At 67.2% G+C, this 23,351-nt stretch carries 31 protein-coding genes; 13 read left to right on the top strand and 18 right to left on the bottom strand.

Translation table 11 applies throughout. The features are described from left to right. Positions 1 to 24 precede the first annotated feature (24 nt). Positions 25 to 180: a hypothetical protein gene (locus RJ1_RS46820; protein WP_162850421.1), complete on the top strand. Its 156-nt coding sequence runs from the start codon at positions 25 to 27 to the stop codon at positions 178 to 180. 237 nt (positions 181 to 417) lie between these two features. Beyond that, the gene (gene rox / locus RJ1_RS22925; protein WP_073364253.1) at positions 418 to 1,845 is read left to right on the top strand and encodes a rifampin monooxygenase; all 1,428 of its coding nucleotides are present in this window, start codon (positions 418 to 420) and stop codon (positions 1,843 to 1,845) included. 9 nt (positions 1,846 to 1,854) lie between these two features. Here rox and RJ1_RS22920 read toward each other — a convergent pair whose 3' ends face one another. Beyond that, the gene (locus tag RJ1_RS22920; RefSeq protein ID WP_073364251.1) at positions 1,855 to 2,205 is read right to left on the bottom strand and encodes an STAS domain-containing protein; all 351 of its coding nucleotides are present in this window, start codon (positions 2,203 to 2,205) and stop codon (positions 1,855 to 1,857) included. 345 nt (positions 2,206 to 2,550) lie between these two features. Then, on the bottom strand, positions 2,551 to 3,246 hold the full coding sequence (locus tag RJ1_RS22915; RefSeq protein WP_073364249.1) for a GAF and ANTAR domain-containing protein: 696 nt from the start codon (positions 3,244 to 3,246) through the stop codon (positions 2,551 to 2,553). A 231-nt stretch (positions 3,247 to 3,477) separates the two neighbouring features. On the opposite strand from RJ1_RS22915, the gene RJ1_RS22910 reads away from it, so the two are divergent. Beyond that, positions 3,478 to 4,788: a DUF222 domain-containing protein gene (locus RJ1_RS22910; RefSeq protein ID WP_378382176.1), complete on the top strand. Its 1,311-nt coding sequence runs from the start codon at positions 3,478 to 3,480 to the stop codon at positions 4,786 to 4,788. A 117-nt stretch (positions 4,789 to 4,905) separates the two neighbouring features. After that, complete coding sequence (locus tag RJ1_RS22905) at positions 4,906 to 6,630, top strand: cutinase family protein (RefSeq protein WP_073364246.1); 1,725 nt, start codon at positions 4,906 to 4,908, stop codon at positions 6,628 to 6,630. Positions 6,631 to 6,637: 7 nt separating this feature from the next. Here RJ1_RS22905 and RJ1_RS22900 read toward each other — a convergent pair whose 3' ends face one another. From RJ1_RS22900 to RJ1_RS22875, 7 genes are all read right to left on the bottom strand, one after another. Continuing rightward, entirely contained in the window at positions 6,638 to 7,222 is a 585-nt protein-coding gene (locus tag RJ1_RS22900; protein WP_073364245.1) for a DinB family protein, read from the bottom strand. Continuing rightward, on the bottom strand, positions 7,219 to 7,542 hold the full coding sequence (locus RJ1_RS22895; RefSeq protein ID WP_073364243.1) for a hypothetical protein: 324 nt from the start codon (positions 7,540 to 7,542) through the stop codon (positions 7,219 to 7,221). The genes RJ1_RS22900 and RJ1_RS22895 overlap by 4 nt, the downstream gene beginning before the upstream one ends. Positions 7,543 to 7,573: 31 nt before the next feature. Beyond that, positions 7,574 to 7,717 carry a hypothetical protein gene (locus RJ1_RS46815; RefSeq protein ID WP_162850423.1) on the bottom strand — a complete coding sequence of 48 codons (144 nt, stop codon included), beginning with the start codon at positions 7,715 to 7,717 and terminating at the stop codon, positions 7,574 to 7,576. Between the two features lie 78 nt (positions 7,718 to 7,795). Beyond that, entirely contained in the window at positions 7,796 to 8,347 is a 552-nt protein-coding gene (locus RJ1_RS22890) for a DUF6328 family protein (RefSeq protein ID WP_073364316.1), read from the bottom strand. Positions 8,348 to 8,468: 121 nt separating this feature from the next. After that, complete coding sequence (locus RJ1_RS22885) at positions 8,469 to 8,732, bottom strand: GlsB/YeaQ/YmgE family stress response membrane protein (protein WP_073364241.1); 264 nt, start codon at positions 8,730 to 8,732, stop codon at positions 8,469 to 8,471. Between the two features lie 77 nt (positions 8,733 to 8,809). Beyond that, positions 8,810 to 9,046, bottom strand: coding sequence for a microaggregate-binding protein 1 (gene mbp1, locus RJ1_RS22880; RefSeq protein ID WP_073364240.1), 237 nt, complete (start codon positions 9,044 to 9,046; stop codon positions 8,810 to 8,812). Between the two features lie 42 nt (positions 9,047 to 9,088). After that, positions 9,089 to 9,628, bottom strand: coding sequence for a Dps family protein (locus tag RJ1_RS22875; protein WP_073364238.1), 540 nt, complete (start codon positions 9,626 to 9,628; stop codon positions 9,089 to 9,091). A gap of 503 nt (positions 9,629 to 10,131) precedes the next feature. Here RJ1_RS22875 and RJ1_RS22870 point away from each other — a divergent pair. The 3 genes from RJ1_RS22870 to RJ1_RS22860 all read left to right on the top strand — a co-directional run bounded on the left by RJ1_RS22870 (position 10,132) and on the right by RJ1_RS22860 (position 11,694). Continuing rightward, the gene (locus RJ1_RS22870; protein ID WP_162850425.1) at positions 10,132 to 10,335 is read left to right on the top strand and encodes a cold-shock protein; all 204 of its coding nucleotides are present in this window, start codon (positions 10,132 to 10,134) and stop codon (positions 10,333 to 10,335) included. 127 nt (positions 10,336 to 10,462) lie between these two features. After that, on the top strand, positions 10,463 to 10,897 hold the full coding sequence (locus RJ1_RS22865) for an ATP-binding protein (protein WP_073364235.1): 435 nt from the start codon (positions 10,463 to 10,465) through the stop codon (positions 10,895 to 10,897). Beyond that, entirely contained in the window at positions 10,897 to 11,694 is a 798-nt protein-coding gene (locus RJ1_RS22860; RefSeq protein ID WP_073364233.1) for a SigB/SigF/SigG family RNA polymerase sigma factor, read from the top strand. The genes RJ1_RS22865 and RJ1_RS22860 overlap by 1 nt, the downstream gene beginning before the upstream one ends. On the opposite strand, the gene RJ1_RS22855 is transcribed toward RJ1_RS22860, so the two are convergent. Then, on the bottom strand, positions 11,662 to 11,994 hold the full coding sequence (locus tag RJ1_RS22855; protein WP_240320115.1) for a hypothetical protein: 333 nt from the start codon (positions 11,992 to 11,994) through the stop codon (positions 11,662 to 11,664). The two genes, RJ1_RS22860 and RJ1_RS22855, sit on opposite strands and share 33 nt — an antisense overlap. Positions 11,995 to 12,095: 101 nt before the next feature. Here RJ1_RS22855 and RJ1_RS22850 point away from each other — a divergent pair, with 101 nt between their 5' ends. Both RJ1_RS22850 and RJ1_RS22845 read left to right on the top strand, forming a co-directional pair. Continuing rightward, positions 12,096 to 13,175, top strand: a complete 1,080-nt coding sequence (locus RJ1_RS22850; RefSeq protein ID WP_240320116.1) for an FUSC family protein — start codon at positions 12,096 to 12,098, stop codon at positions 13,173 to 13,175. A gap of 147 nt (positions 13,176 to 13,322) precedes the next feature. Beyond that, on the top strand, positions 13,323 to 14,093 hold the full coding sequence (locus RJ1_RS22845) for a GAF and ANTAR domain-containing protein (protein ID WP_073364230.1): 771 nt from the start codon (positions 13,323 to 13,325) through the stop codon (positions 14,091 to 14,093). Between the two features lie 25 nt (positions 14,094 to 14,118). Here the strand turns inward: RJ1_RS22845 and RJ1_RS22840 are convergent, their stop codons facing one another. Further along, positions 14,119 to 15,561 (bottom strand): alpha,alpha-trehalose-phosphate synthase (UDP-forming), encoded by a 1,443-nt coding sequence (locus RJ1_RS22840; RefSeq protein WP_073364228.1) that lies wholly within the window; start codon positions 15,559 to 15,561, stop codon positions 14,119 to 14,121. After that, positions 15,558 to 16,013 (bottom strand): STAS domain-containing protein, encoded by a 456-nt coding sequence (locus tag RJ1_RS22835; protein WP_073364226.1) that lies wholly within the window; start codon positions 16,011 to 16,013, stop codon positions 15,558 to 15,560. The genes RJ1_RS22840 and RJ1_RS22835 overlap by 4 nt, the downstream gene beginning before the upstream one ends. A gap of 354 nt (positions 16,014 to 16,367) precedes the next feature. Here RJ1_RS22835 and RJ1_RS22830 point away from each other — a divergent pair, with 354 nt between their 5' ends. Next, the gene (locus RJ1_RS22830) at positions 16,368 to 16,670 is read left to right on the top strand and encodes a hypothetical protein (protein WP_073364225.1); all 303 of its coding nucleotides are present in this window, start codon (positions 16,368 to 16,370) and stop codon (positions 16,668 to 16,670) included. Between the two features lie 14 nt (positions 16,671 to 16,684). Here RJ1_RS22830 and RJ1_RS22825 read toward each other — a convergent pair whose 3' ends face one another. Continuing rightward, the gene (locus tag RJ1_RS22825) at positions 16,685 to 16,903 is read right to left on the bottom strand and encodes a CDGSH iron-sulfur domain-containing protein (protein WP_073364223.1); all 219 of its coding nucleotides are present in this window, start codon (positions 16,901 to 16,903) and stop codon (positions 16,685 to 16,687) included. Positions 16,904 to 16,927: 24 nt separating this feature from the next. On the opposite strand from RJ1_RS22825, the gene RJ1_RS22820 reads away from it, so the two are divergent. Beyond that, on the top strand, positions 16,928 to 17,974 hold the full coding sequence (locus tag RJ1_RS22820; protein WP_073364222.1) for an iron-containing redox enzyme family protein: 1,047 nt from the start codon (positions 16,928 to 16,930) through the stop codon (positions 17,972 to 17,974). Positions 17,975 to 17,977: 3 nt separating this feature from the next. Here RJ1_RS22820 and RJ1_RS22815 read toward each other — a convergent pair whose 3' ends face one another. The 3 genes from RJ1_RS22815 to RJ1_RS22805 all read right to left on the bottom strand — a co-directional run bounded on the left by RJ1_RS22815 (position 17,978) and on the right by RJ1_RS22805 (position 21,094). Continuing rightward, complete coding sequence (locus tag RJ1_RS22815; RefSeq protein WP_073364220.1) at positions 17,978 to 19,363, bottom strand: wax ester/triacylglycerol synthase family O-acyltransferase; 1,386 nt, start codon at positions 19,361 to 19,363, stop codon at positions 17,978 to 17,980. 118 nt (positions 19,364 to 19,481) lie between these two features. Next, a complete protein-coding gene (locus tag RJ1_RS22810; RefSeq protein WP_083400833.1) occupies positions 19,482 to 20,648 on the bottom strand; it encodes an AI-2E family transporter in 1,167 nt (388 codons plus the stop codon). Further along, entirely contained in the window at positions 20,645 to 21,094 is a 450-nt protein-coding gene (locus tag RJ1_RS22805; protein ID WP_073364219.1) for a DUF6292 family protein, read from the bottom strand. Before RJ1_RS22805 ends, RJ1_RS22810 begins: the two co-directional genes overlap by 4 nt. Positions 21,095 to 21,213: 119 nt before the next feature. On the opposite strand from RJ1_RS22805, the gene RJ1_RS22800 reads away from it, so the two are divergent. Together RJ1_RS22800 and RJ1_RS22795 are read left to right on the top strand one after the other, a co-directional pair. Further along, positions 21,214 to 21,924: an enoyl-CoA hydratase/isomerase family protein gene (locus RJ1_RS22800; RefSeq protein ID WP_073364217.1), complete on the top strand. Its 711-nt coding sequence runs from the start codon at positions 21,214 to 21,216 to the stop codon at positions 21,922 to 21,924. Between the two features lie 111 nt (positions 21,925 to 22,035). Further along, positions 22,036 to 22,473: a cupredoxin domain-containing protein gene (locus tag RJ1_RS22795; RefSeq protein WP_073364216.1), complete on the top strand. Its 438-nt coding sequence runs from the start codon at positions 22,036 to 22,038 to the stop codon at positions 22,471 to 22,473. Between the two features lie 5 nt (positions 22,474 to 22,478). On the opposite strand, the gene RJ1_RS22790 is transcribed toward RJ1_RS22795, so the two are convergent. Beyond that, entirely contained in the window at positions 22,479 to 22,931 is a 453-nt protein-coding gene (locus RJ1_RS22790) for a nitroreductase family deazaflavin-dependent oxidoreductase (RefSeq protein WP_073364214.1), read from the bottom strand. Positions 22,932 to 22,939: 8 nt separating this feature from the next. Further along, the gene (locus RJ1_RS22785) at positions 22,940 to 23,338 is read right to left on the bottom strand and encodes a RidA family protein (RefSeq protein ID WP_073364213.1); all 399 of its coding nucleotides are present in this window, start codon (positions 23,336 to 23,338) and stop codon (positions 22,940 to 22,942) included. Positions 23,339 to 23,351 lie beyond the last annotated feature (13 nt).

Below are 23,351 nucleotides of genomic sequence, written 5' to 3'. Positions count from 1 at the left end.
GCACAGAAGACAGAAAGCACTTACATGGACACATTCTCGACCCCCACCTCTGCCCGCCACCGCAGCTTCGCTCCTACCCGCGGCTCGATGAGCACGCTGGAGATCAAGAATCGCATCGAAGCGATGTTCCGCGAGGACGACGAGCGCGAGCGCGTGGCGGCCACCGCCGGAGCCGAGTAGGCCACACTGATCGCGTTGCGGCACGTCACCGTTTCGTGAGGGGCTTGCCTGTTCGTACGACAAAGGGGAATGGCAAGGAGGTTACTCACTCCTTGCCATTTTCAGCATATAGCGCACCGGGGGCCTTGCGGCAAGGCCCCGGTCTTGCTGCAGAATCTCCAGCCGAAGCCAGAACCTGCGGAAATCGCGGAGTGACTTAGCTGGCTGAAATGCACTTTTGTCGAGGTGGGGGTTCTCATGATTGACGTGATCGTTGCCGGCGGTGGGCCGACCGGATTGATGCTGGCCAGCGAGTTGCGGCTGCACGGCGTGCACGCGGTCGTGCTGGAGAAGGAGACGGAGCCGACCAGGCATGTCCGGTCTCTCGGTCTGCATGCGCGCAGCATCGAGGTGATGGACCAGCGGGGTCTGCTGGATCGGTTCCTCGCGCTCGGCAAGCAGTACCCGGTCGGCGGCTTCTTCGCCGGCATCACCAAACCGCAGCCCGACCGGCTCGACACTGCACACCCGTACGTCCTCGGCATCCCGCAGCCCGTCACCGAGCGCCTGCTGACCGAGCACGCCACCGAACTCGGCGTCGACATCCGGCGCGGCTGCGAACTGGTCGGGCTGAGCCAGGACGACCACGGGGTGACCGCCCTGCTGGCCGACGGAACGCAGCTGCGCTCGCGCTACCTCGTCGGCTGCGACGGCGGCCGCAGCACGGTGCGCAGGCTGCTCGGCGTCGGCTTCCCCGGCGAGCCCACCCGGGTCGAGTCGCTGCTGGGCGAGATGGAGGTGGCCGCGCCGCCGGAAACGCTGGCCGCCGTCGTGGCCGAGGTCCGCAAGACCCACAAGGGGTTCGGCGCCGGGCCATCCGGGGACGGGTTGTACCGCGTCGTCGTGCCCGCCGAGGGGGTGGCCGAGAACCGGTCCCTCCCGCCGACCCTCGAGGAGTTCAAGCAACAGCTGCGGGTGTTTGCCGGCACCGACTTCGGCGTGCACTCACCGCGTTGGCTGTCCCGCTTCGGCGACGCCACCCGGCTGGCCGAGCGCTACCGGGTCGGCCGGGTGCTGCTGGCCGGTGACGCGGCCCACGTCCACCCACCGATGGGCGGGCAGGGCCTCAACCTCGGCGTCCAGGACGCGTTCAATCTGGGCTGGAAACTGGCCGCCGAGGTCAACGGCTGGGCACCGGCGGGGCTGCTGGACAGCTACCACACCGAACGGCACCCGGTAGCCGACGACGTGCTGAACAACACCCGGGTGCAGTCCGAGCTGATGTCCACCGAGCCGGGTCCCCGCTCCGTGCGCCGGCTGCTGTCGGAACTGATGGACTTCGAGGAGGTGAACCGGTACCTGACCGAGAAGAGCACCGCGATCGGGATCCGCTACGACCTCGGCGAGGGGCACGAACTGCTCGGCCGGCGGCTGCGGGACATCGGGCTGAAGCGGGGGCGCCTCTACGAACTCATGCATGGCGGCCGCGGACTCCTGCTCGACCAGACCGGTCTGCTTTCCGTGGACGGTTGGGCTGACCGGGTCGACCACGTCGTCGACGTCAGCGAGGAGCTGGACGCGCCCGCGGTGCTGCTGCGGCCGGATGGCCACGTGGCGTGGGTCGGTGAAGATCAGCAGGATCTGCTCGGCCAGCTGCCAAGGTGGTTCGGCGCCGCCGACAGCTGATCCTCCCTTTCAGGTGTGCGTGATCTTCTCCACCTTGTCGAACGCTGCGCTCACAGTGCTGCAGATGGGGATCATCGCGGCGAGACCGGTTGCCTCGAGCGGCCGGAGCACCGCCCTGCTACCCGCCAGCACCCACGTAATATGGTGTCGCCTAGCGGTTTCCGCGAACTCGGATAGCACCGACAACCCCGAGGTCCCGACGAAGTCGACTGTGGTCATGTCCACGATGATGCGCGAAGACGAGCCCCCGTCCGTGAGGTGTGCAAGGGCGAGCGCGAAAGACGGGGCTGCCAGCACGTCGATGTCTCCCGTGATGCGACCCACGGTGGCGTCGACGGTCTGCGCGACTTCGACGGCCATTCGAAGACCCCTGTCGGGGGAGGGTGTCTCGCGGGTGGCGTACAGCCGCGGTGCCGTCGGGGGGTTGACACAGCGCGGCGTGCAGGTTGGTTTCATGACCCTCCGATCGCGTGCAATCTGTGGGTGTCCGTGCGCCTTGGGCAAGAAGATTGGGCCTCGACGCGGACGCCACGAGGGAGTGCACGCATCTCGGTCCACCGCGCACCGCTGCGGCCCGGACAATCTGCGGCTGTGTTCTCAACCACGCTGGATCAACCCTACTTCTCCGTCAGGTGGGCATCAACCGATTGCCAACTTCACCCAACCCTGGCCACACGCCGCGAGCGTAGCCGGCTCGAGTCCGGATCAGTCGAACTTCGAATTGTGGTGTGCGATGACTTCCCGGGCGACACTGGTGAGTTTGATATTCATGTCTTGCGACGTCTTGCGCAGCAGGTCGAACGCCCTGTCCTCGGAGATGTCGTGAAAGGCCATCATCAATCCGATCGCTTTTCCGATTTCACGGTTGCTGGCCAGGCCCTCACGCAGCGTCTGGGCTTCCTGGTGTTCATGAAGTGCGGTCAACGTGACCGCGGCGAACGCCGTGATCAGAATCGCCTGGTCTATGGATTCGTCGGTGAATTCACCCGGATTGTCCGAGAACAAATTCAGTGCGCCTACCTTGCGCCCCTTGATCAGGAGCCGGAAGCCCGCGGCACCGCGGACGGTGGTTTCCGCAATCACCCGCTGCGCAAGGCGTGGCCATTGCGTCGACCGAGCTAGCTCGGCCTCGACCTGCGGCGATGCGTTCTCGATGGCATCGAGGCACGGCCCTTCCTGCTCGGCCCGCTCGAGCGCGTCTATGTGAGCGGCGATGCCGTCGCTCGCCGCCACCGTGAGGTGCTGGTCGTTCTGCTTCAACATGAGGCTGGCATGCGTACACCCGGGGACGAGGATCGCCGCGGCATCGCAAATCGCCTGATACACCTGGGCGAAGTCGTCCCCGTTGTAGACCGTCTCGGCCAGCTTCGCGAAGACAGCGCTCGGAGAATCGCTTGGCATGACTCGCCTCCTGAGGTGCTACAACGCGGCATGAGCCGGGCGCCGCAGTTCTCGCGACGTCCGACCAAGTCTGCCAGAACGGCGGAAGTCACATATTCCTGGCGCCCGGCCGTCGGGCATTCGGAGCCGGCAATAGTCGACAGCGCCGACTATTGCCATCTTCCCGCTCGAGGGGCTATATTCGAACACATATTCGAACGACCTTGGGGGAGGTTGGTTGTGGGGGAATTGATGGCGCCGGATTTGGAGGAGTTGCGTGTGTTCACGGCGCGGCTGCGGTGTGTCGAGGCCGGCGGGGATGCGGGCTCGGGGATCGAGTGGCTCGATGCGATCGAAACCCTGAAGTCGGTGGGGTGCGCGGCGCAAGCGGTGATCACCGATGCCGTCGCGACCTGCATTCGGGCGGAGCGGAAGGCTGACAGTGTGCCGCGTACCGAGTGGGACCGGGGGATCGCGTCGCAGATTGCGTTGGCGCGCAGGGAATCACCCAACCGCGGTGGGCGGCATCTGGGGTTCGCGCAGGCTCTGGTGCACGAGATGCCCCATGCGTTGGACCTGTTGCGGTCGGGTCGGTTGAACGAATGGCGTGCCACGGTGCTCGTGCGTGAGACGGCGTGTTTGTCGATTGAGGATCGGGGGATCGTCGACCGCCGGTTGTGCGCGGACCCGGACATTCTCGACGGGGTCGGCGACCAAGGGCTGATCGCGCGCGCCAAGGCGTTGGCGGTAGAACTCGACGCCGCGGCCGTGGTCCGCCGGAATAAGAAGGCGGTGTCGGAACGGCGGGTGACGCCGCGGCCCGCACCGGACTCCATGGCGTACCTCAGCGTGTTGATGCCGGTGGAGCAGGCGGTGTGCCTGCAGGCGACGCTGGGCCGGGATGCGGACAATCTCATCGCCACGGGAAGTAGTGGTGGCCGCACCCGGAATCAGCTGATGGTGGATTTGCTGTTCGCACGCGGCACCGGACAGGCCGTGGCTTCCGGTGTGCCGGTGGCGGTGAACCTGGTGCTGTCGGACGAAACGCTGCTGACCGGCGGGAACGAGCCGGCGCAGTTGCAGGGGTATGGGCCGGTGCCGGCGGGGATCGCCCGGCAGTGGGTTGCCGACGCGGTCGACGCCGAGGTCGGGGCCACGTTGCAGCGGCTGTACTCGTGCCCGCAGTCGGGGGCGTTGACGGTGATGGAATCGCGGTCCCGGACGTTCCCGAAGGGTTTGGCGAAGTTGATCGACCTCCGCGACCGGACGTGCCGGACTCCGTGGTGTGACGCCCCGATTCGGCATCACGATCACATCCGCCCGCACGGCAAATTTGGCCGGACGTCGGTGCGCAACGGGTCCGGGTGGTGCGAGGCCTGCAACTATCCAAAGGAGGCTCCGGGGTGGACGGCTCGCTCGATACAAAGACCGGGCCGCCGGCATGTGATCGATCTCGGCACCCCGACCGGGCATCACTACCGGTCCACCGCGCCGCCGTTGCCGACTCCGGCACGCCATTCGGCGGTCGAGGCGGTCCTGATCGCACACCTCCGCGCGTCATGAAGAGGGATGCGGACGGGGAACGTGTGTAACGCCGCTGGCGCGATGTGCGACTTGTCTGTTAACGCGTTGACACCTACTCGGGTGCTCGACACGCGCCACGAACGGATGGGGTAGACCATGGAACGTCGTGTTTCCGCACGCAAGGTCGCGCATCGACGAAGGATCGCAGGCACTCTAGTCGCGCCCGGTGCTTTGGGACTGGCAGCACTGCTAGTGACACCGTGGTCGAACCCGGGCTCACCGGCCACGACGGCGACGGCGCTGACAGCAGCGGCCTCGAACGCGTGTTACGACATGGTCAGCATCGCCGTCGCCGGTCGCGGGGACACCCCGCGTCAGGGAACGCATCAGATGCTCGTGGCGCCCGACGGAACTACGCTTCCCGCGTCGTATTCCAGCAACTACAGCAGCCCTTGGATCGACGAGGTGGTGAACGCGCCGCAGCAAGCTGTCGGGGGTGGGTCCTATGCCGCGGTGTACGTCGAGTATCCGGCGAATATGGACTCCTACGAGGACGCCGTGAACGCTGGCGTCGACAACACCGAAACCGTCATGCGCTCGATCCATGCGTCGTGTCCCGACACGAAGTTCTCGATCGTCGGTTACAGCGAGGGTGCCGATGTCGCGCGGCGGGTTGCGATGGAGGTCGGCAATCAGGACGGCGAGGACGGGTCGTACGAGATCCTCGATCCCGCCTCCGTGGTCGGTGTCGTCATCCTGGCGGACGCGGGCCGCGACGTGGGCGGGGGACCTTTTCCGGGGGCCGAGAACGAATTCCGCAGTCCCGACGGCTTCGACCTCGCCTACCAGTCGGGTCAGTCGGGCACACCGGGGCGGGGTGCGCTTCCCGGCACGTCCGGCAGCTTCGGCGCGCTGGACGGGAAGGTGGCGTCCTTCTGTTCGGAGGGCGACCTGACCTGCTCCGCGCCCGAAAACATCGCTCTGCTGCAACTTGCGATCAACGTGGGACGGCAGCTGAATGTCGACTCCCTGCAGAAAGACGGACTGACCCCGGCGACGGGCCAGGATCTCGCCGTGGTGCTCGGGCAGGTCGCCCTCGCCGCATTCGCAGACATTCAGGCGCAAGGCGACTGGATGCAGTCCGACGAGACCTTCCTCGACGTCCTGGTCAAGGTGTCTGACCCGGCCTACAAGCCCGGCACCGTTACGACGCAAACGGATACGCCGACCGGTCCGATCTCCTCGAACAAGGCGGTCGACTTGGTGTACCTGCCCACGAAGGTCCGCAACGAGATCATCGGTTTCATCGAGGACAACGAGAACACGATCCAGGTGGCGATGAGCGATCCGTACCAGCAGACGCTGGGGGAGGGGACGGGTCACCACTTCGACTACTGGCGCGATGCGAACGTGGGCAACGGGAAACCCCTGACGTCAGCCCAGTACTCTGCGGCCTGGCTGACACATCTTGCGCAGGAGGCGGAGAAGGGTGAGCAGCGTGTCGCTGCCACAGAACCGTCGACGGCGAAGCTAGCTGCGGCATCCACGAAGCCGGCGGAGGTCACTACCGTGGCTCCGACCACCACCGACAGCGCGAAGAAACCTCAGCTGGCGAGCAGCGCGGTCACCGCGTCTCACACGACCAGCAGTACGACGACACCCACACCCACAACCACGATCGCGACGACCAGTTCGCCGGAACCCACGACGGCCGCCGCGTTAGTGGCGGAAACCGCAGTCCCGGCGTCGGATCCGCAGACTGCGGCGGAAACATCCGTGACGACCACGACGGCGGCGAAGCCCACCGAAATCGAGGAGTCCCAGTCGGTGACAACCACCACCCCGGACGTCACCACGACTCCTCAGCCGGCGGCGGGCTGACAGGGGCTCAGCTCGGATCGGCCTCCCGCGCCGCACGTTCGAGCGTGTTCCGGTAGTTCTCCCACCACGTTCGGTCCTCTACCGGCATGTTGTCGTTGTCCGCCCGCAGTCCGACGGTTCCGTCGACGAGTTCCCGCACGATGTCCGCGTGCCCCGCGTGCCGGTGCGTCTCGGCGATCACGTGCACGAGAATGCGGTGCAGCGTGACGTCGCGGCGATCATCCGGCCATCGCGGTATCCGGCCGGGCGCGTCCAGCGGCAGGGCCTGGATGGTTGCGTCCGAATGCGCCCACGCCTGGCGGTACTGCTCGACGATGAACTCGCGCGATTCGTCGGCGGTCGCCCACATGTCGACATTGGCGTCGGCATCGTCGGTGAACCACAGGGGCAGGTTGTCGACGGGTCGGTCGAAGGTGTCCCCGAAGTAGCCGATCTCGACGCCCGTCAGGTGTTTGACGAGGCCCAGCAGGTTCGTGCCCGTCGGGGTGACTGGTCTGCGGATGTCGTACTCGGACAGCCCGTCGAGTTTCCACAGCAGCGCATCGCGGGCGGATTGCAGGTAGGAGAGAAGGTCCGCCTTCGGGTCTGTCAATGCCCTTCCTGATCGGTCAGCGTCCCGCCCTCGAGCGCTTTGACCCGTCGCCGTTCGAGAAGTACCAGCGCCGTGCCCAGCACGAGGCACAGAATGCACGCGATACCACCGATGAGCGTCCACCCTTGGAATCCGTAGCCTGCTGCGACGAGAGTCAACCCGAGCACGGCGACTCCGGTGGCGATCAGGATGTATCCCGGCCAGTTGCGGCCGTCGGTGATCGCTTCACCGGCATGACTACGCATGGTGTGCGCGTCGTCCCGAGGGGCGTGCTCGGCATTCAGCTTTCGGCTCGGTCCGTTGTCCGGCTGATAGGTCACTGCAGTCCTCCTGTGCTCGACCGGTATTTCGTCAGTCGGTGTCGACGGTGTCGGATTCCTCCGCCAGCTCTGATGCGTTCTCTCGGGTGGCCATGCCGCCGTCCTTGCCGTGGTCTACAGGACCCGGGCGGCCGCCCTTCGGTTCGTCCTTGTCGGTGTGCTTGTCCTCGGTCACGGTGCGTCACTCCTCTCTCGTCTCCGCTCCGCCTACCCGGGAGCCCGTGGGGCGAAACGCGATGCCGACCCGCCGTGCTCACCGAGCGGAGGCTGCGTCGTCGGTTGTCGGGGCGTCTCCGTTCTCGGGCGGACGGTGCCGCGACTGCAGGATCGCGGCGAAGATCCCGAGTCCGCTGAACATGGCGAGCGCGGCCGCGGCGGCGACGGCCCCGGCGAGGGGCGAGAGCACGAAGCTGAAGATCAACGCCACCACGCCGATCAGCGCCAACCCGAGGGTGGCGATTCCGCACATCGCGAGCCGGTGCGATGCGGCGACGAGTTCTCGGAGCGCATGGCGACGGAAGAGCATGCGGTGCAGACCCGCCGGCGCGACCAGCAGCATGGTCGACGTGACCGACAGCGCGACGGTGGCGAGGTAGATGGCCACCTCGCCGTCCGTGAGGTCCTCGAAACGCTGCTGGAACGGCAACGTCAACAGGAAACCGGTGAGGAGTTGCACCCCGGTCTGCACGACACGCAGTTCTTGGAGCAGACCGTTCCAGTTGCGGTCGAGCCGCTGAGTCTCGGTCTCGTGCCGGGCGCGGAAGTTCCAGTTCGCGTCGTCCCGATCGAATCCTCGACTGTCCATCCGCAACGAGTACCCCATTCGACCGGTTTCGGCGACGAATTGGCGTGAATTCTCGGATCGCGTGACGTATCCGGGCCCGCCCATCATTGCGATGGGAGGGCCCGGATCGGGAAAACGAGGACTAGCGTCTGCCGGTGACGAGCTTGACCAGGAACAGGAGTATCACGGCGCCGAGGAGGCACGTGAAGAAACTGAACCAGAGACCGCCGCCCTCCACGTCGGTACCGAAGAGGCTGAGGATGAAGCCGCCGAGGAGTCCGCCGATGACGCCGACGACGATGTTGAGGAGGATCCCCATCTGGGCGTCGGTTTTCATGATCTTGCTGCCGATCCATCCGGCGAGACCGCCGATGATGATCCAGCCCAGAATTCCCAGTCCTAGCACGTATCAGTCCTTTCGAGAGGTGAGTGGTGGCCTGGTGCGGCCGGTGCGGGCCGGACGTGATCCGGCCCGCACGTGTCTCACTGTTCGGCGCGTTGACGTGCTTCCTGCGCCTCGGCCTTGCCGCGAGCCTTTTCCGCTTCGGCTTCCTTCTCGGCAACCTCGCGCTGGGCGGCGGCCTTGTCCTGCTGCGCCTTGCCCTCGCGGGTGAGATCGTCTTGGCCGGTCACCGCACCCGCGGCTTCCTTCGCCTTACCTTTGACGTCTTCGACGACGCCCTTGACGGCCTCTGCCGGACCGCTCGTGTTCTCAGCCATGTTCTTTGCCTTTCGGTTGCGGAAGGGGGGAACTGACGGTTCTCAGCGCGCCTGGGTGGCGGCCTGCTTCTCGGTGTGGGCGCCGTTGGTGGACAGGCTGCCGCCGGAGTTCTCGAGGTGGGCGCGCACGAACCACTGGAACTTCTCGAGTTCACCGGTCTGTCCGATGAGAAGGTCCTCGGTGATCGGGTCGAGGTCGCCGGTCTCGGAGATTGCCTTGCGGTTGTCTCCGACGACACCGCTGTACACGAGATCGAGTGCGCCCAGGTGCGCTTGCGCGGTATCGCGCTTCACCGAGTAGTCGTCCCAGGTGCGGTCACGGGCGATCGCGGCTGGGGTGCCGTCGGGCGATTGCCCCAGGGCTGCGATGCGTTCGGCGACCGCGTCCGCATACCCGCGCACCAACTCGACCTGTGGGTCGATCATCTCGTGCACGCCGATGAAATTCGGACCCACCACATTCCAGTGAATGTGCTTGAGCGTCAGATGCAGATCGTTGTAGGCGCTGAGCCGCTTTTGCAGTATGTCGGCAACTCGCGCTCCCTGCTCGTCGGAAAGACCTGGCACGGTGAACTTCGACATTCTCGGATCCTCTCTTTCGCTACTGCCTGCCGTCGGAACCTCTACGTCGTTCGAGGAACTCCGTGCCACACGGTGTGAGGCGGCGGATCACCAGTCCGCGTACCCCCGGTCGGGATTCTCGAATCAACCGGGTCCGCATTCGGTGACGCATCGTTCCTTGCTTGTCCGCTGAAGTTCCGACGATTCGACGGTACTACAAAATCTATGTCGCGCAAATCAGATCTTCTGCCTTTCGGACGCTCGATGCGAGCGGGGTGGCACATCTCGATTCGGCAAACGCTCGGCCCGAACGGCCGCGCACCCGACAGGAAGGCACTACGTTCGGTGCAATTCGACCAGGGTGTCGACCGCTTACGCCGAGGAGAAGCGATGATCAACGTGGCTCTGCTTGTGGTCCTACTCGTCGCGAGCCTGGGGAGCGGCGCCGCGCTCCGCGGCCTGGCCGATCGGAGGGCCCCCCGATGAGCGCGGGGGACACGTTGTCGGCCCGGCAGTCGACGACGCTGCGCACGGGCACGGTGCGATGGTTCAACGCAGAACAGGGCTTCGGATTCATCGCACCGGCTGACGGATCCGACGACATCTTCGTGCACGTTTCCGAAATCGCCGGCGACGGCCACCGCATCCTCGTCGAAGGTCAGCGCGTGCGTTTCGCCGTCTGCCGAACCGAGACGGGGGATCAGGCCCGGGACGTGCGGATCGCCTGACTCACCGGCTGGTGAGGGTCGATCGCGTGGAGCATCCGCACTTAGTTTCGTCGGCGGGTTGAGGGTCCCGGCAGCTGGGTACGCTGCCGGAAGTCGCAGAAACCGACGACACAGACGTGGAGTGCAGATGGCCGAGGTCGGCGAGGTAAGACGAATGAAAACGAGATCCGGTGTGCCCGTGGAACTTCGTGTGGCAGCGGAGTTCGAACAATTGCCCGTCGTGCGCGCCGTCGCAGAAACTCTCGCCGTCCTGGGAGACTTCACGCTCGACGACGTGGCCGATATCAAACTTGCAGTGGACGAAGTGTGTTCGGAACTGATCGCGGCGGCGCCCGGAAGTGCCGAACTCACGTGCTCGTTCGCTGTCACGGAGACGGGGTTGCACGTGACGATCAGTGCGCCCCTCACCCGAGGTGGGGTACCCAACCGGGAGAGCTTCGGTTGGCACGTGCTCGAAACACTGATGAACGCTGTCGAGGTATCGGAGAGATCCGTCGCCGGCGACGGTTCCGCCGCGCGGGCCGTGTCCGTCGAACTCGTCAAATACCGGGGCACCATCTAGTGTCACCGGTCTCCGAGCGCGGCGAACGGCACCACCCCGGCAGAGACGACTACAAGGACGTGGCGCCCGCGATCGCGCGCCTCCGAACGTCGAACGCGTCCGCCGGGGAAACGTCCGCGTTGCGCGACGACATCATCACCCGCTGCCTGCCGCTCGCCGATCACATCGCGCGCCGATTCGGCGGTCGCGGCGAGGCCCACGAAGATCTGCTCCAGGTCGCCCGGCTCGGGCTGGTCAAGGCCGTCGATCGCTTCGACCCGGACCGCGGTTTCGACTTCGTGTCCTACGCGGTGCCGACGATTATGGGGGAGGTGCGCCGCTACTTCCGCGACACGGGCTGGTCGATGCGGGTGCCCCGGCGCATGCAGGAACTCCACGCGTTGATCACCAAGGCTGTCGACGAGCTCTCGCAGGAACTGGGGCGGTCACCGTCGGCCAGTGAGATCGCGGCCGAACTCGAACTCGACGTCCGGGAAGTGTCCGAGGGCCTGCTCGCGAAGAATGCCTACCAAACCTTGTCGATGGATGCCGCCATGGGTGATGATCCCGACGACCTTCCGCTCGCCGAGACACTCGGCGAAGAGGATCCCGAGCTCGCCAACGTCGAGAGCCACGCCTCGGTGCGGCCCGCGCTCGAGAAACTGCCGCCACTCGAACGTCGCGTGCTGATGTTGCGGTTCTTCGGATCGATGACGCAGACCGAAATCGCCCAGCGCGTGGGTGTGTCGCAGATGCAGGTGTCGAGAATCCTGTCGCGCACGCTGTCAGGGCTGCGGGAGCAGCTCGGCGGCGGCTGACCGGCACTCCGCGTCAGCCGCCCAGTCCCGCGACAGTCGATTCGAGTGAGGCGGCTGGAACTCCAGATCGCTCTGCGAACAGTCGCGGTCCTGGGGAAGCTGCTCGCGTAGCTCCGCTCGGGTCACGATGACCAAGACCTGATTCTCGTCGGCCTGTTCACTCGAACCGACGATGGTCGGCGCGCCGTTCTGCAGGATCAGAGCGGGATCGGGCAGTGACGAATCGAGCAGGTCCTGTAGGTGTGTCGCAGTTACGTGCGTGTTCATGGCGCCGTCCTCGGGGTCGATGTCCCACTTCATGCGCGGCATATCCGGGCACGACTCGGTCGAATCTTCAGGTTGCCGGGTTCCCGGCGTCGGGCACACGACCCGTGCCGAATCGATGAAGGGAGAAGACACTGTTGCACCTACGGACCTGGGCGAGACCGGGCCGGCACACCGTGGTGGTGCAGTCGGCCAAGGCTGCCGCCGCCGCTGTGCTCGCGTGGATTCTCGCCGACCGCATCCTCGGGTTCCCGCAGCCGTTCCACGCGCCCTACGCAGCGGTGTTCATGGTCGAGGTCACCGCGTCGCGATCGCTGCGGGTGGCTGGTGAACAACTCGCTGCGGTCTCACTCGGCGTGGTGCTGGCCGCTGTGGTCGGCGCCCTCGTCGACTCGGTCACCGTCGGGGTGGGCGCAACGGTACTGGTCGGCTGGCGTCGATTCGGTGCAAGCGGAGTGTGGGTGGCTGTCACCGCGCTGCTGATGGTGACGTACGGCGATTCGGACCAGCTGGGGATGCTCGGAGATCGCATCCTGGAGATCGCGCTCGGCGCTGTCACCGGCGTTGCCGTGAATGCGGTGCTGCTGCCCCAGCTCTTTCTGCCGCGATCGGAGCGAGCACTGGCCGGGCTGGGTTCGCCGGCCACCGCGCTGCTTTGCGACGTCGCACGGGAGCTGAGAGAACCGGGCACCGCTGGAACGCCCAGCCGCTGGAGTGAGTGGGCGACGCAGGTCCGGTGGCAGCTGGACGACGCACTCGATGAGGTGGCATGGACCGAGGAGAGCGCGCGAGGTAACTTACGGCGGTCGGCCACTCCCGTTACCGAAGGAAAGCAGTGGGGACGAACGGTCGTGGCCCTGTCGGAAGGCCGGCCCCAGTGCGCGGAGATCGTGTGCGCCACGCGGCTCGCGTTGGAACCGCGGCCTCCGTTCGACCCCCTCGAACCCCAGATCCGGGGCAGGGCGGCAGCGTTCGTCGAGGCGCTGGCCGCCATGATCCGTGCCGAATTCGCCTTCCACAACGACCGCGAGGGTTGCTTCGCCGCTGCCCGGGCCGCGGACGCGCGGCCCCGCGACTTCGAGGACGCCGTCGCCTGCGACAACGGTCCGACCCGCGGGTCGTCGATGGGCGCCGGCAGCGTCCTGCGGCCGTGCTCGGCGGCGCTGAGCCTGCTCAGCGGGGAATCTGCTGCCGCGCACGGAGGGCGCCGAAGTTAGTGCGGACGGGGCTGCGGGCCGTGCGGGGATCGGTGGGCGGCGAAGGCTTCCAGGTCGAGTAAAGTCTTCTCGACGGTAGAGACAACTGCTGCGTTCGTTCAGTGGGTGTCCTGTCGGTTACACCCGGAATTTGAGGTGTACCCGAGAATGACCGAGACTGCAGGTGAGCGCCCGGGGTCGCTGTCCCCTGACCTGGACAGCGCGACGATCGCCGCTCAGTTGGGTTCCCTGGCAACCGCACTCGACGAGTTCAATCGGAACTCCGGTTCGCAGGTGGAGATGAGTCTGCTGCTGCAGCGGGTCTGCGAGCAGGTGGTGGATGCGATTATCGGTGCCGACATGGCGGGTATCTCGCTGTTGCAGGACGGGCGAGTGGTGACGGTCGCGGACACCGACGAGGCGGTCCGTGCGATCGACATCGACACCTTCCAGGCGATCGACGGTGACTACTTCGGAGTCGCGGGGGCCAGGAAGGTGGTCAAGGCGCGGGTGGGCGAAGCCGCGGAACGCTGGCCGTCGGTCGCCGACAATCTCGACCAGGCCGGCATGCGCAGTTTCCTGTCCGCGCCGCTCGCCGTCGACGAGGCCCTCGCCGGCACGCTGAACATCTACGGGAAGGGCGACCACGGCTTCAGTGAGCTCGACGCCGTGGTGCTGCTCGTCTACACCACGGCGATCGAAGGCCTGCTGAGGAGTGCCCGCAGCGTGGAGTTGGCCAGGAACGAGGTCTCGGGCCTGACGAGGGCGATGAAGACCCGGGCGGTCATCGAGCAGGCCAAGGGAATCGTGATGGCGCTCCGAGGGGTGTCCGCAGACCAGGCGTTCGAGATCCTCGTCGCCCAGTCTCAGCAGGAGCACGTCAAGTTGGCGGAGGTGGCACGGCGGATCGTGGAATCGGTCACGAAGAATCCGGAGTGACCCGCGGTGACCCGGCACCGATCGGTCAGTCGGTGGCAACCGGCGCGAGCGTGCCGAGGAACGACTGCGCCCACCGGTGCACGTCGTGGTCGAGGACCTGCCGGTGCAGCCGCGACATGCGGCGTCTACCCGGCTCCCGCTCCTGGTCGAGTGCCGCCACGATCGTGTTCTTCACTCCGTCGAGATCGTGGGGGTTCACGAGGTAGGCACCCCGCAGTTCGGCGGCGGCTCCGGCGAACTCGCTGAGCACGAGGGCGCCGCCGAGGTCGGCCCGGCACGCGACGTACTCCTTCGCGACGAGATTCATTCCGTCACGCATCGGGGTGACGAGCATGACGTCCGCAGCCAGGAACAGTGCGATCAACTCGCTCCGATCGACCGGCTGATACAGGTAGTGCACCACCGGCCGGCCGATCTGACCGTGATCGCCGTTGATGTGGCTGACCTGCTCCTCGATGGAACTGCGCATCTTCATGTAGTGCTCGACGCGTTCACGACTCGGTGTGGCGAGCTGCACCATCACCGTGTCGGACGGGTCGAGACGACCTTCGTCGAGCAGTTCACCGAGCGCCTCGAGCCGGAGGTCGATGCCCTTGGTGTAGTCGAGTCGGTCGACTCCGAGGAGGATCTTCCGGGGGTTTCCGAGTTCGCGACGGATCTCCGCGGCCCGTTCGACGATGTCGGGGTCGGTGGCCTGCTCGACCAGCTGCCGTGAGTCGACGGAAATGGGGAACGCGCCGACCTGCACGACCCGGTCGTCGAGCTGTACCCGGCCGAGTGCACTCCGCACACCGACGCCTGCCGTCGTGGTGTCGAGCCCCAGGAGCTTGCGCGCCAGGAACAGGAAATTGTTCGCCCCACCGGGCAGGTGGAAGCCGATGACATCGGCGCCGAGCAGTCCCTCCACGATCTCCCTGCGCCACGGCAACTGCATGAACAGCTCCACCGGCGGGAAGGGGATGTGGAGGAAGAATCCGATCGTCAGGTCGGGACGCAGCTCGCGGAGCAGGCGGGGGACCAGCTGCAGTTGGTAGTCCTGCACCCACACCGTGGCGCCCTCGGCGGCGGTGCGCGCGGTCTCTTCGGCGAAGTGGCGGTTCACATCCAGGTAGGTGTGCCACCAGACCCGGTCGAAGACCGGTGCCACCAGCACGTCGTGGTACAGCGGCCACAGCGTCGCGTTGGAGAAGCCCTCGTAGTACCGCGACAGCTCGTCCGCACTCAACTCCACCGGGTACAGGTCGAGCCCGCCGGAGGAAATGGGTTCGACCTTGGTGTCGGGCACCCCGGGCCAGCCCACCCACGATCCGCGCTCCCGGCCGAGAAGGATGGGCTCGAGGGCGGTGACCAGCCCGCCCGGGCTCCGCTTCCACCGCGTCGAGCCGTCGTCGAGTGTCTCCATATCCACCGGGAGGCGGTTGGCAACCACCACGAAGTCGGATGAACCGTGCGGAGCAGTCTCGTTCACGCCGAGCGCCCACCCTGGTGAATCTCCTTGGCGACCAGGCGGAAAGCGTCCTCGAGATCGGTGCAGAAGGGGATCGTCACGGCCATGCCCATCGCCGTCAATGGTCTGCGGACGGAGTTGTTCCCGGTCACGGCCCACGGCACAGCGAGCCTGCGGGCTCGAGCGGCCATGACGTCGAGGATCGACAGCGCCGCCGCACAGCAGAACTGCACGTCCGTCAGGTCGAGCACGAACGGTAATCGCTCGTCGATCGCCTCGACGAGATGACTTCCGAACGACGGGAGCGTGGTGACGTCGATGTCGCCGGATATCCGGACGACGAGGATCCCACCCGCGCCCGGCGCGCAGGCGACGGTGAGCCGCCCGTACTCGGGCTCGAGGGCCCAGCTGAAGAGCGTCGAATTCTCGGTGGGGTCATGTGGTCGTGGTAGTGCACTGAGACCAGATTTCATCACGTACTCCTCACGGTCGAGCGACGAAGGAGACGGGCACGAAAGAGGGTGCGGCGACCGTGCCCGTCCATTGCGGCTGGGGGCTCAACCGTGCAGGACTCCGACGTTACCCCATGAAGTCGACGGCAGTCGGGCACATTCGCCGCCGTGGACGGCCTCGGCCCACCGAGTTCGGCGGGATACCTTGTTTACCAATGAGTCTCGCAATAATCGGCCGCGCGGGAATCAGGGCCCTGGGTAGCTTTCCGGCGGATGGGTAACCGTACGAATGGAAATCATCGCCCTCGTGATACTCGTCGCTGTCGTGGCGTTCGTCGTCGCACGCCGGCGGGCATAGCTACACCAGGAGAGATCATGGGTACCGAACCAGGCGAGCAGTTGCACGAGGAGCCTCAGTCCGAGCGAGGCCCCCAAGACTCGCGAGACGCGGGCCCGGGCGAACCCGGAACAGGTCAGACGGACCGCGAGCCGGGTTCCCTGGACCAGAAGGAAGTGCAGTCCACCGCGGAACCGGGGGCCGATCCCGCTGCTGCCGGCGGGTCGCTCCCACCCGGAGACGCGGAACCGGCGACACCGCCGTACGAAGGTCGGACGACGAGCACGAAGGATGGGCGCCCGGAGCACGACGATCACGTGGACTCCGGCGGAATGCAGTAGGGAGGTGGCGGCCGCTACGGGCGCCGCCGCTTCTTCTTGTGCGAACTGTCGCAGAAGGGCGCGATGCTCGTCCGCCCGCAGCGGCACAACGCCACGGTGGCCCGATGGTTGCCGATCGGGTTACCTTCGGTGTCCAGGATCCGCGCAGCACCACGCACCAGGAGTGGACCATCAGGGCAGACTGTGATCGTCACGTCGGAGTCGTCGGTCCCGGCAGTGGGAATGGAGCTCATATGACTACCTTGCACTCTCGGTCGATGTCGGACACGGTGGCGCAATCGGGAACCTCGATGCCCCTTCCGGCGCCGCGCGGTCCCGTGAGCGAACTGCTGTTCTCCATTCTGCGCGGAGAGCGCGCGGACGCCGAACCGTTCGTGTCGGCGGCGCGGTCGCTCGCGTCCACCGCGCACGAGGATCCCCGCGCGATCCTGGTCGACGACGACGCGCAAATCTGTCTCACCGCCCTGTACGAGCTGCACCTGCAGGGGATCACCGGGGTCGGCGACGAATGGGAGTGGAACAGTGATCTGATCGCCGCCCGGTCGGCGCTCGAAGTTCCGTTCGACGCCGCGATCCGCGACCTCGCCGACCCGCCGACCGGCGCGGACGACGTGGTGGCGGCCCTGTGGGACATGACGGCCCCCAGCACGGCGCCGGGACTGTCGGGTTACATGGCACACGACGCGGATCTCACGCAGTTCCGCGAACTGCTGATCCACCGCTCCCTCAACCAGTTGCGGGAGGCCGACGTGCACACTCTCGGCATCCCGCGGCTCGCGGGCGCACCGAAGGCGGCGCTGGTGGAGGTGCAGTCCGACGAATACGGCGGCGGCAGGGCCGAGCGCATGCACTCGGCCCTCTTCGCGACGACGATGCGCGAACTGGGTCTGTCGGACCGCTACGCGCACTACATCGACGCGGTGCCCGCCGTGACACTGGCGTCACTGAACGCGCTGTCGCTGTTCGGTCTGCACCGCAGCCGGCTCGGCGCCCTGGTCGGGCACCTGTGCGCCGTCGAGACCACGTCCGCGCTGCCGAGCAAGAAGTACAGCGCCGGCTTGCGCCGCCTCGGATTCGGGACGGCGGCCACCCTGTTCTTCGACGAGCACGTGGAGGCCGATTCCGTGCACGAACAGATCGTCTGCCGGGACCTCGCCGGCGGTCTGGTGGCCGCCCGGCCGGAGGTGGGTGACGACATCCTGCTGGGGGCCGCGGCCTGCCTCGCGTTCGACGACCTCGTCGGCGACCACGTGGCACAGTGCTGGGAACAGGACCGCAGTTCGCTGCGGCGTCCACTCGGATAGCGGTCAGGTGCCGGAGGCGGCCACCGCGTTCTCGAGGTCGCTCAGCGACGTCTCCAGGTGCGTGATGATCCGCTGCAGATGCGGGACCGCGTGTCGATCGCCCACGACACCGACGTCGAGCTGACCGGACCGGCTCGTGAGGGTGATGCTCAGCGCCTGACCTCCCAGGACCGTCGGCGCCGGATACACCGCGTCCAGGCGGGCGCCGTTCCAGTACCGGGGCCGCGACGGGCCCGGCATGTAGGAGATCATCACGTTGAACGGTGGGGGAGTGTCGTCGACGAACCGGCGGACCGGCTCCAGCAGGATCGGGCTGATCGCCAGCGCACTCATCAGCTGGAACTGGGTGTGACTGAGCGCGCCGAACACCCGGTTGGTGTGCTCGACCGATTCGCTGATCCGCGCGAGGCGCGCGGCCGGATCCGATTCGTCGGTGGCCAGTCCGACGACCATCGCGCCGACACCGTGGTCGCGGCCGCGCGGTCCGATCATGGTTCCCCCGAGGTCCAGCGGCACCGGCAGCATCGCCGTCAACGGTGCGTCCGGGAGGGCGTACTGCTCGAGGAGATACTGTCGCAGCGCCCCCGAGCACATCGCGAGCACCACCGCGTTGATCGTCGTGCGGGCCGCGGCGGCCACCGACACCAACCGGCGGATCGGCCACGACCGCGCCGCCAGTTTCCGGGCCCGGCCCACGGGAACGTTGAGCATTGTCGGCGGCGATTGCAGCGGCAGCGTCAGATGCTGCTCGCGCACGCCGTCGTAGGCGACTTTCGCGAGTGCCGGCAGCACACCGACGATGCTGGTGGCGGCCCGCACCCCGGCGCGGACCACGGCGACCGGGAGCGCCGATTCGCGCTGCGACGTCCCCGTCACCCCCGGCGTCCACGGTGCGGGACAGTCGAGCACGTCGGGGTCGGTCGACAGGGCGTGGTGGAGGAGTCGCAGCCCGGCCGGTCCGTCCATCAGCGACAGGTGGATCTTCGAGAACACCGCCGTCCGCCCGTCGGCGAGACCTTCGATGACGTGCATCTCCCACATCGGGTGCTGCGGATCGAGCGGCATGCCGTGCATCTGCGACACCAGCGACAGCAGGTCCTCCATCCGGCCCCGGCCCGGGACGGCCGTGTGCCGCACGTGGTAGCCGAGATCGACCCGCTCGTCGAACGACCACCACGGGTAACTGGCCCCGCGGAGCGGGCGCACGGCGCGTCGGCGGAACATGTCCGACGCCGCCTCGTGCGACATCAACGCCTCGAACATGGCCCGTGCGTGGCCGGGGCCCGCCTCACGCGGCGGTTCGAACAGTTCGAGCGCCCCCACGTGCATGGGGTGGGAGGGCGTCTCGAACAGCACGAACATCGCCTCGGTGGGGCTCATCACCGACATCCAGCGCCTCTTTCTCCGCTCGGGACACGGCCCGAGCATGCCCCGGCGCATCCCACGTCTCCAGGGTAAGCAGAACACGGAAACTTATTCCACAAGGCCGTTTTCGCGCCACGACTCGTCAACCGCGGTCGAGCTGCGGAAACACCGTCTCGCGGGCGAGGAGCAGAACGGCGGCGGCCACCGGAATCGCCAGCAGCGCCCCGACGATGCCGAGCAGCGCCCCACCGATGAGGACGGCGACGACGGTGACCATCGGCGGCACCTTGACGGTCCGGCCGATGATGCGGGGCACGAGCAGGTAGTCCTCGAACAGACGGAGCGCGATGAAGAAGACGATGGTCGCCAGCGACACCGGGAGGGAGACGGTCAGGGCGACCAGCGCCACCACGATGCCGGCGAGGGTGGAACCGACCACCGGAATCAGGTCCAGCACGGCGACCAGGACGGCCAGCAACAACGGGTAGGGGACGTCGAAGGCCACCAGCCACACGAACGTGAGGACGGCGGTGATCAGCGAGATCAGGAGATTTCCCAGCACGTAGCCGCCGACCTTGGCGAAGATCTCGTCGCCGATCAGAATCGTGCGCGGGCGGCGAGAATTCGGTGCCAGGCGGTAGATCGACGACCGGATGTGCGCGAAGTCGGCCAGGAAGTACGCGGTGAGTACGACGACGATCACCGTGCCGCTGACCGCGCTGAACACGAACTTGCCCGCACCCACGAGCCCGCCGACCACCACCGGGACGTTCCCGGCATCGAGCGCCTGCCGCAGTTGGTCCTGCAGATGGAACCGGGTGCTGAGCTCCCCGAGGGCGGGGTAGCGCTGCTCGAGGTGGCCCAGGTAGTCGGGGGCGTTGTGCACGAGAGCACCGCCCTGGGTGACCATCGGCGGGATCGCCGCGGCCAGGAACCCGGCGAGTATTGCGAATGCGATGACGAAAACCGTTGTGACGGCGACCCACCGGGGGAATCCGTGCCGCACCAGCCAGGACACGGCGGGTTCGAGACCGATCGCGAGGAACGCGGCGACGGCGATGAGGACGAGCACCCCGCGGGCCGCCAGCACCACTTCGATCAGGGCGTAGGTGACGGCGACCCCGGCGGCGCCGGCCATGCCGATGAAGAACGGGGAACGGCGATCGAACCGTGGCCCGGGCCTGCCGAGCGGATGCGACTCCGTGCTGATGCGGGCCGCGCTCTCCTCCGCGGCGACGATCGGCCCCTCCACCGCGGGGGAATGCGGTTGGGCCACCGTGTCGTCGTGACCCTCGGCGCCACCGGTCACGGTCGGCGGACGACCCTGTCCCGCCGTCCGCGACCGGCATTCTCCCCGCCGATGCGCCGGCACCGATCCGCGGCGGTCGGGTTGCCGGTGTCGGCGACCGGGGCGCCCGGCAACGCCGGTGTCGAACGGCGGTAGTCGTCGATCAATTCCACCGCGCGCTCCGCGCACCCGGCGGGCGACGGCATCCGCCCGAGACCGAGGCCGTCGATCACGATGACACTGCGGCGGCCCAACCCCTCGACGCCGAGAGACCACCCGAAGTTCCGGTTCCACGCCAGCACCGCACTGCGCCCCGGCAGATAGTGCAACCGGAACGGCAGGACGAGGACGGCCTCGAGCGCGTCGCCGTCCCACCAGTCGACGGAGTCGGCATGAACACTGCGGGCCACCGCGTGGATGTAGTCCCGAACGGTGCGGGTGTCGGCAACGCCTGTTCCGCTCTTCATCGTCCACCGCCTCAGCTATTTGACGATCGACATACCCCTCCCGGCGACAGTTGAAACTTCACTCACCGGGGTGTGTGCTCGAGGGGCGCGCCGTCGTCGTCTGCGGGTAGCCTCGCCGCATGCCTTACTTGGAGCGCTCGGGAGATGTGTTCGTCCTGTACTTCGGTGAGGAGGGGGAACGCGACAGCGAGAACGCCTTCCATCCGGACTGGATCGAGAAGGTGGATGAACTCCTCGATCAGGTCGAGCGGCACGACGGCCCCGCCGCCCTGGTGACGACGGCAACCGGAAAGTTCTACTCCACCGGCCTCGACACGGGGTGGGTCGTCGCCAATACCGACAAGCTGAACTCCTACATCGACCGTGTTCAGGCCCTGTTCGCGCGGATCCTCACATTCCCCCTGCCCACCGTGGCCGCGCTGGCGGGGCACACGTTCGGCGGCGGCGCCATCCTCGCCGCGGCCCACGATCACCGGGTGATGCGGGAGGACCGCGGTTACTTCTGCCTACCCGGGATCACCATCGGGGCGAGCTACGCGCCCGGCAGCATCGCGCTGCTCGCGGCCCGCCTGCCCGCGCGGGCCGTGCACACCGCCCTGGTCACCGGGCACCGGTACGGCGGCGTCGAGGCGCGCGCACTCGGGTTCGTCGACGAGGTCGCCCCCGAACACCAGGTGCTCGCCACCGCCGTCGAACACGCTCAGGGCCTGGTCGCGACGCGGGGCCGCACGCTCGGCGAGATCAAGTCCTCGCTCTACGCGGATGCCGTCGCCCTGCTCCGCACCCCGGTGGCAAATCTGGAGACGCAGGAGGCGCTGAACGGCCGCTGACGTCCCTCGGGAGTTCTCGCCGAGGGGTGCCGTCCGCGAAAACGGGTACTACTCCGGCGAGGAACGGTGCGTCGGGCATCCGTTCCCACCGGCACCCCGGAGGCGAGAACCATGAAACGCGTTCTGACACTTGTACTGCCGATTCTGTTGGCGGCCCTCGCGCTGACCGCGTGTGGCAGCGACAGCGGAGACTCGTCGGGTTCGTCCGAATCGACTCACGGCGGCGACCACTCCATGTCGGGCATGCCGTCGATGTCCATGTCGATGCCGATGTCCATGCCGGCGGGTGCCGAGCAGCCGGGTGACCGGGAGATCGTGATCACCGACTTCAAATACACCCTGCCCGGCACGTTCGCACCGGGAGAACAGGTCACCGTCCGCAACAACGACACCGCCGAACACACCGTGACCGCGGACACCGGCGACCTGTTCGACGTGGAGATCGAACCGGGCGAGACCGCCACGTTCACCGCTCCCGGCCAGCCGGGGACCTTCGCCTTCCATTGCACCTACCACCCGAACATGGTGGGCGTCCTCGAGGTTCGGTGACCCCGTCAGTCGAGCGGCTCGATGCGGAACACCGCGCACCGGTCCGCGGCGGCCGCGAACGCCTCCGGGGAGGCGTTCGCGACGGTCCCGGCCTTGAGGAACATGGTGACGCCGCGCGGCACCCGTGCCGGGAACTCACGGAGGATCCGGCCCCGCTCCTCGACCGGCAGCGCAACCAACCGGACGCGCTCGCGGTGCCGGCCGCGGGTCAACTCGCCGCGCCCCGCCGCCCGGGCGTTCTTCGCCCAATCCGATTTCGCGTAACCCGCGACGACGTAGCGCCGGCCGTCCACCTCGTACGGTGTGACGGGAGTAGACCGCAGCACCCCCGACTTCCGGCCGGGGACGGTGAGCGCCTGCATCGGCAGGGGAACGCCCAACCGGTGCAGGCCGACGATCACCTTGTTGACGGAGGCGAGGTACCGCGGCGGCATCACTCTGTCGGTCCGGCGCTCCATGCCCTCGACTATTCCGAAGTCGTCGCTCTCGTGGCAACCACCTCGATCTCCACGAGGGCATCCGGGTGGGGGAGCGCGCGCACGGCGATGCAGGATCGGGCGGGTGTGATGCCGGTGAAGGCTCCGGTGTACACGGCATTCACGGCGTCGACATGATCCATCGAGGTGAGGTAGATCGTCGTCTTGACGACGTCCCCCAGGGAACTGCCCGCCGCCTCGAGCACTGCGGTCAGGTTGGCGAGAACGTGCCGTGTCTGGGCTCGGGGATCGTCCTTGCCGACGAGCCGGCCCGACTCGGCGCAGAGTGGCAGTTGGCCGCTGCAGAACACGAGGTCGCCGACCTGTACGCCTTGGCTGTAGAGATGTGCCGCGGACGGCGCTCGGGTGGTCGCGATTGCGGTGGTCATGTGATGTGAGTCC

The sequence above is a fragment of the Rhodococcus jostii NBRC 16295 genome, from assembly GCF_001894825.1.
Taxonomy (GTDB): domain Bacteria; phylum Actinomycetota; class Actinomycetes; order Mycobacteriales; family Mycobacteriaceae; genus Rhodococcus_F; species Rhodococcus_F jostii.
Note: the sequence above shows the minus strand (reverse complement) of the source record. Positions and strands in the feature narration are given on the sequence as shown.

Bases quoted from the DNA above. Each gene is read 5' to 3' on its own strand.
- RJ1_RS46820 (WP_162850421.1), top strand. From the start codon at position 25: ATGGACACATTCTCGACCCCCACCTCTGCCCGCCACCGCAGCTTCGCT.
- rox (WP_073364253.1), top strand. From the start codon at position 418: ATGATTGACGTGATCGTTGCCGGCGGTGGGCCGACCGGATTGATGCTG.
- RJ1_RS22920 (WP_073364251.1), bottom strand. From the start codon at position 2,205: ATGGCCGTCGAAGTCGCGCAGACCGTCGACGCCACCGTGGGTCGCATC.
- RJ1_RS22915 (WP_073364249.1), bottom strand. From the start codon at position 3,246: ATGCCAAGCGATTCTCCGAGCGCTGTCTTCGCGAAGCTGGCCGAGACG.
- RJ1_RS22910 (WP_378382176.1), top strand. From the start codon at position 3,478: ATGGCGCCGGATTTGGAGGAGTTGCGTGTGTTCACGGCGCGGCTGCGG.
- RJ1_RS22905 (WP_073364246.1), top strand. From the start codon at position 4,906: ATGGAACGTCGTGTTTCCGCACGCAAGGTCGCGCATCGACGAAGGATC.
- RJ1_RS22890 (WP_073364316.1), bottom strand. From the start codon at position 8,347: ATGGACAGTCGAGGATTCGATCGGGACGACGCGAACTGGAACTTCCGC.
- mbp1 (WP_073364240.1), bottom strand. From the start codon at position 9,046: ATGGCTGAGAACACGAGCGGTCCGGCAGAGGCCGTCAAGGGCGTCGTC.
- RJ1_RS22875 (WP_073364238.1), bottom strand. From the start codon at position 9,628: ATGTCGAAGTTCACCGTGCCAGGTCTTTCCGACGAGCAGGGAGCGCGA.
- RJ1_RS22865 (WP_073364235.1), top strand. From the start codon at position 10,463: ATGGCCGAGGTCGGCGAGGTAAGACGAATGAAAACGAGATCCGGTGTG.
- RJ1_RS22855 (WP_240320115.1), bottom strand. From the start codon at position 11,994: ATGAAGTGGGACATCGACCCCGAGGACGGCGCCATGAACACGCACGTA.
- RJ1_RS22845 (WP_073364230.1), top strand. From the start codon at position 13,323: ATGACCGAGACTGCAGGTGAGCGCCCGGGGTCGCTGTCCCCTGACCTG.
- RJ1_RS22835 (WP_073364226.1), bottom strand. From the start codon at position 16,013: ATGAAATCTGGTCTCAGTGCACTACCACGACCACATGACCCCACCGAG.
- RJ1_RS22830 (WP_073364225.1), top strand. From the start codon at position 16,368: ATGGGTACCGAACCAGGCGAGCAGTTGCACGAGGAGCCTCAGTCCGAG.
- RJ1_RS22825 (WP_073364223.1), bottom strand. From the start codon at position 16,903: ATGAGCTCCATTCCCACTGCCGGGACCGACGACTCCGACGTGACGATC.
- RJ1_RS22820 (WP_073364222.1), top strand. From the start codon at position 16,928: ATGTCGGACACGGTGGCGCAATCGGGAACCTCGATGCCCCTTCCGGCG.
- RJ1_RS22815 (WP_073364220.1), bottom strand. From the start codon at position 19,363: ATGTCGGTGATGAGCCCCACCGAGGCGATGTTCGTGCTGTTCGAGACG.
- RJ1_RS22805 (WP_073364219.1), bottom strand. From the start codon at position 21,094: ATGAAGAGCGGAACAGGCGTTGCCGACACCCGCACCGTTCGGGACTAC.
- RJ1_RS22800 (WP_073364217.1), top strand. From the start codon at position 21,214: ATGCCTTACTTGGAGCGCTCGGGAGATGTGTTCGTCCTGTACTTCGGT.
- RJ1_RS22795 (WP_073364216.1), top strand. From the start codon at position 22,036: ATGAAACGCGTTCTGACACTTGTACTGCCGATTCTGTTGGCGGCCCTC.
- RJ1_RS22790 (WP_073364214.1), bottom strand. From the start codon at position 22,931: ATGGAGCGCCGGACCGACAGAGTGATGCCGCCGCGGTACCTCGCCTCC.
- RJ1_RS22785 (WP_073364213.1), bottom strand. From the start codon at position 23,338: ATGACCACCGCAATCGCGACCACCCGAGCGCCGTCCGCGGCACATCTC.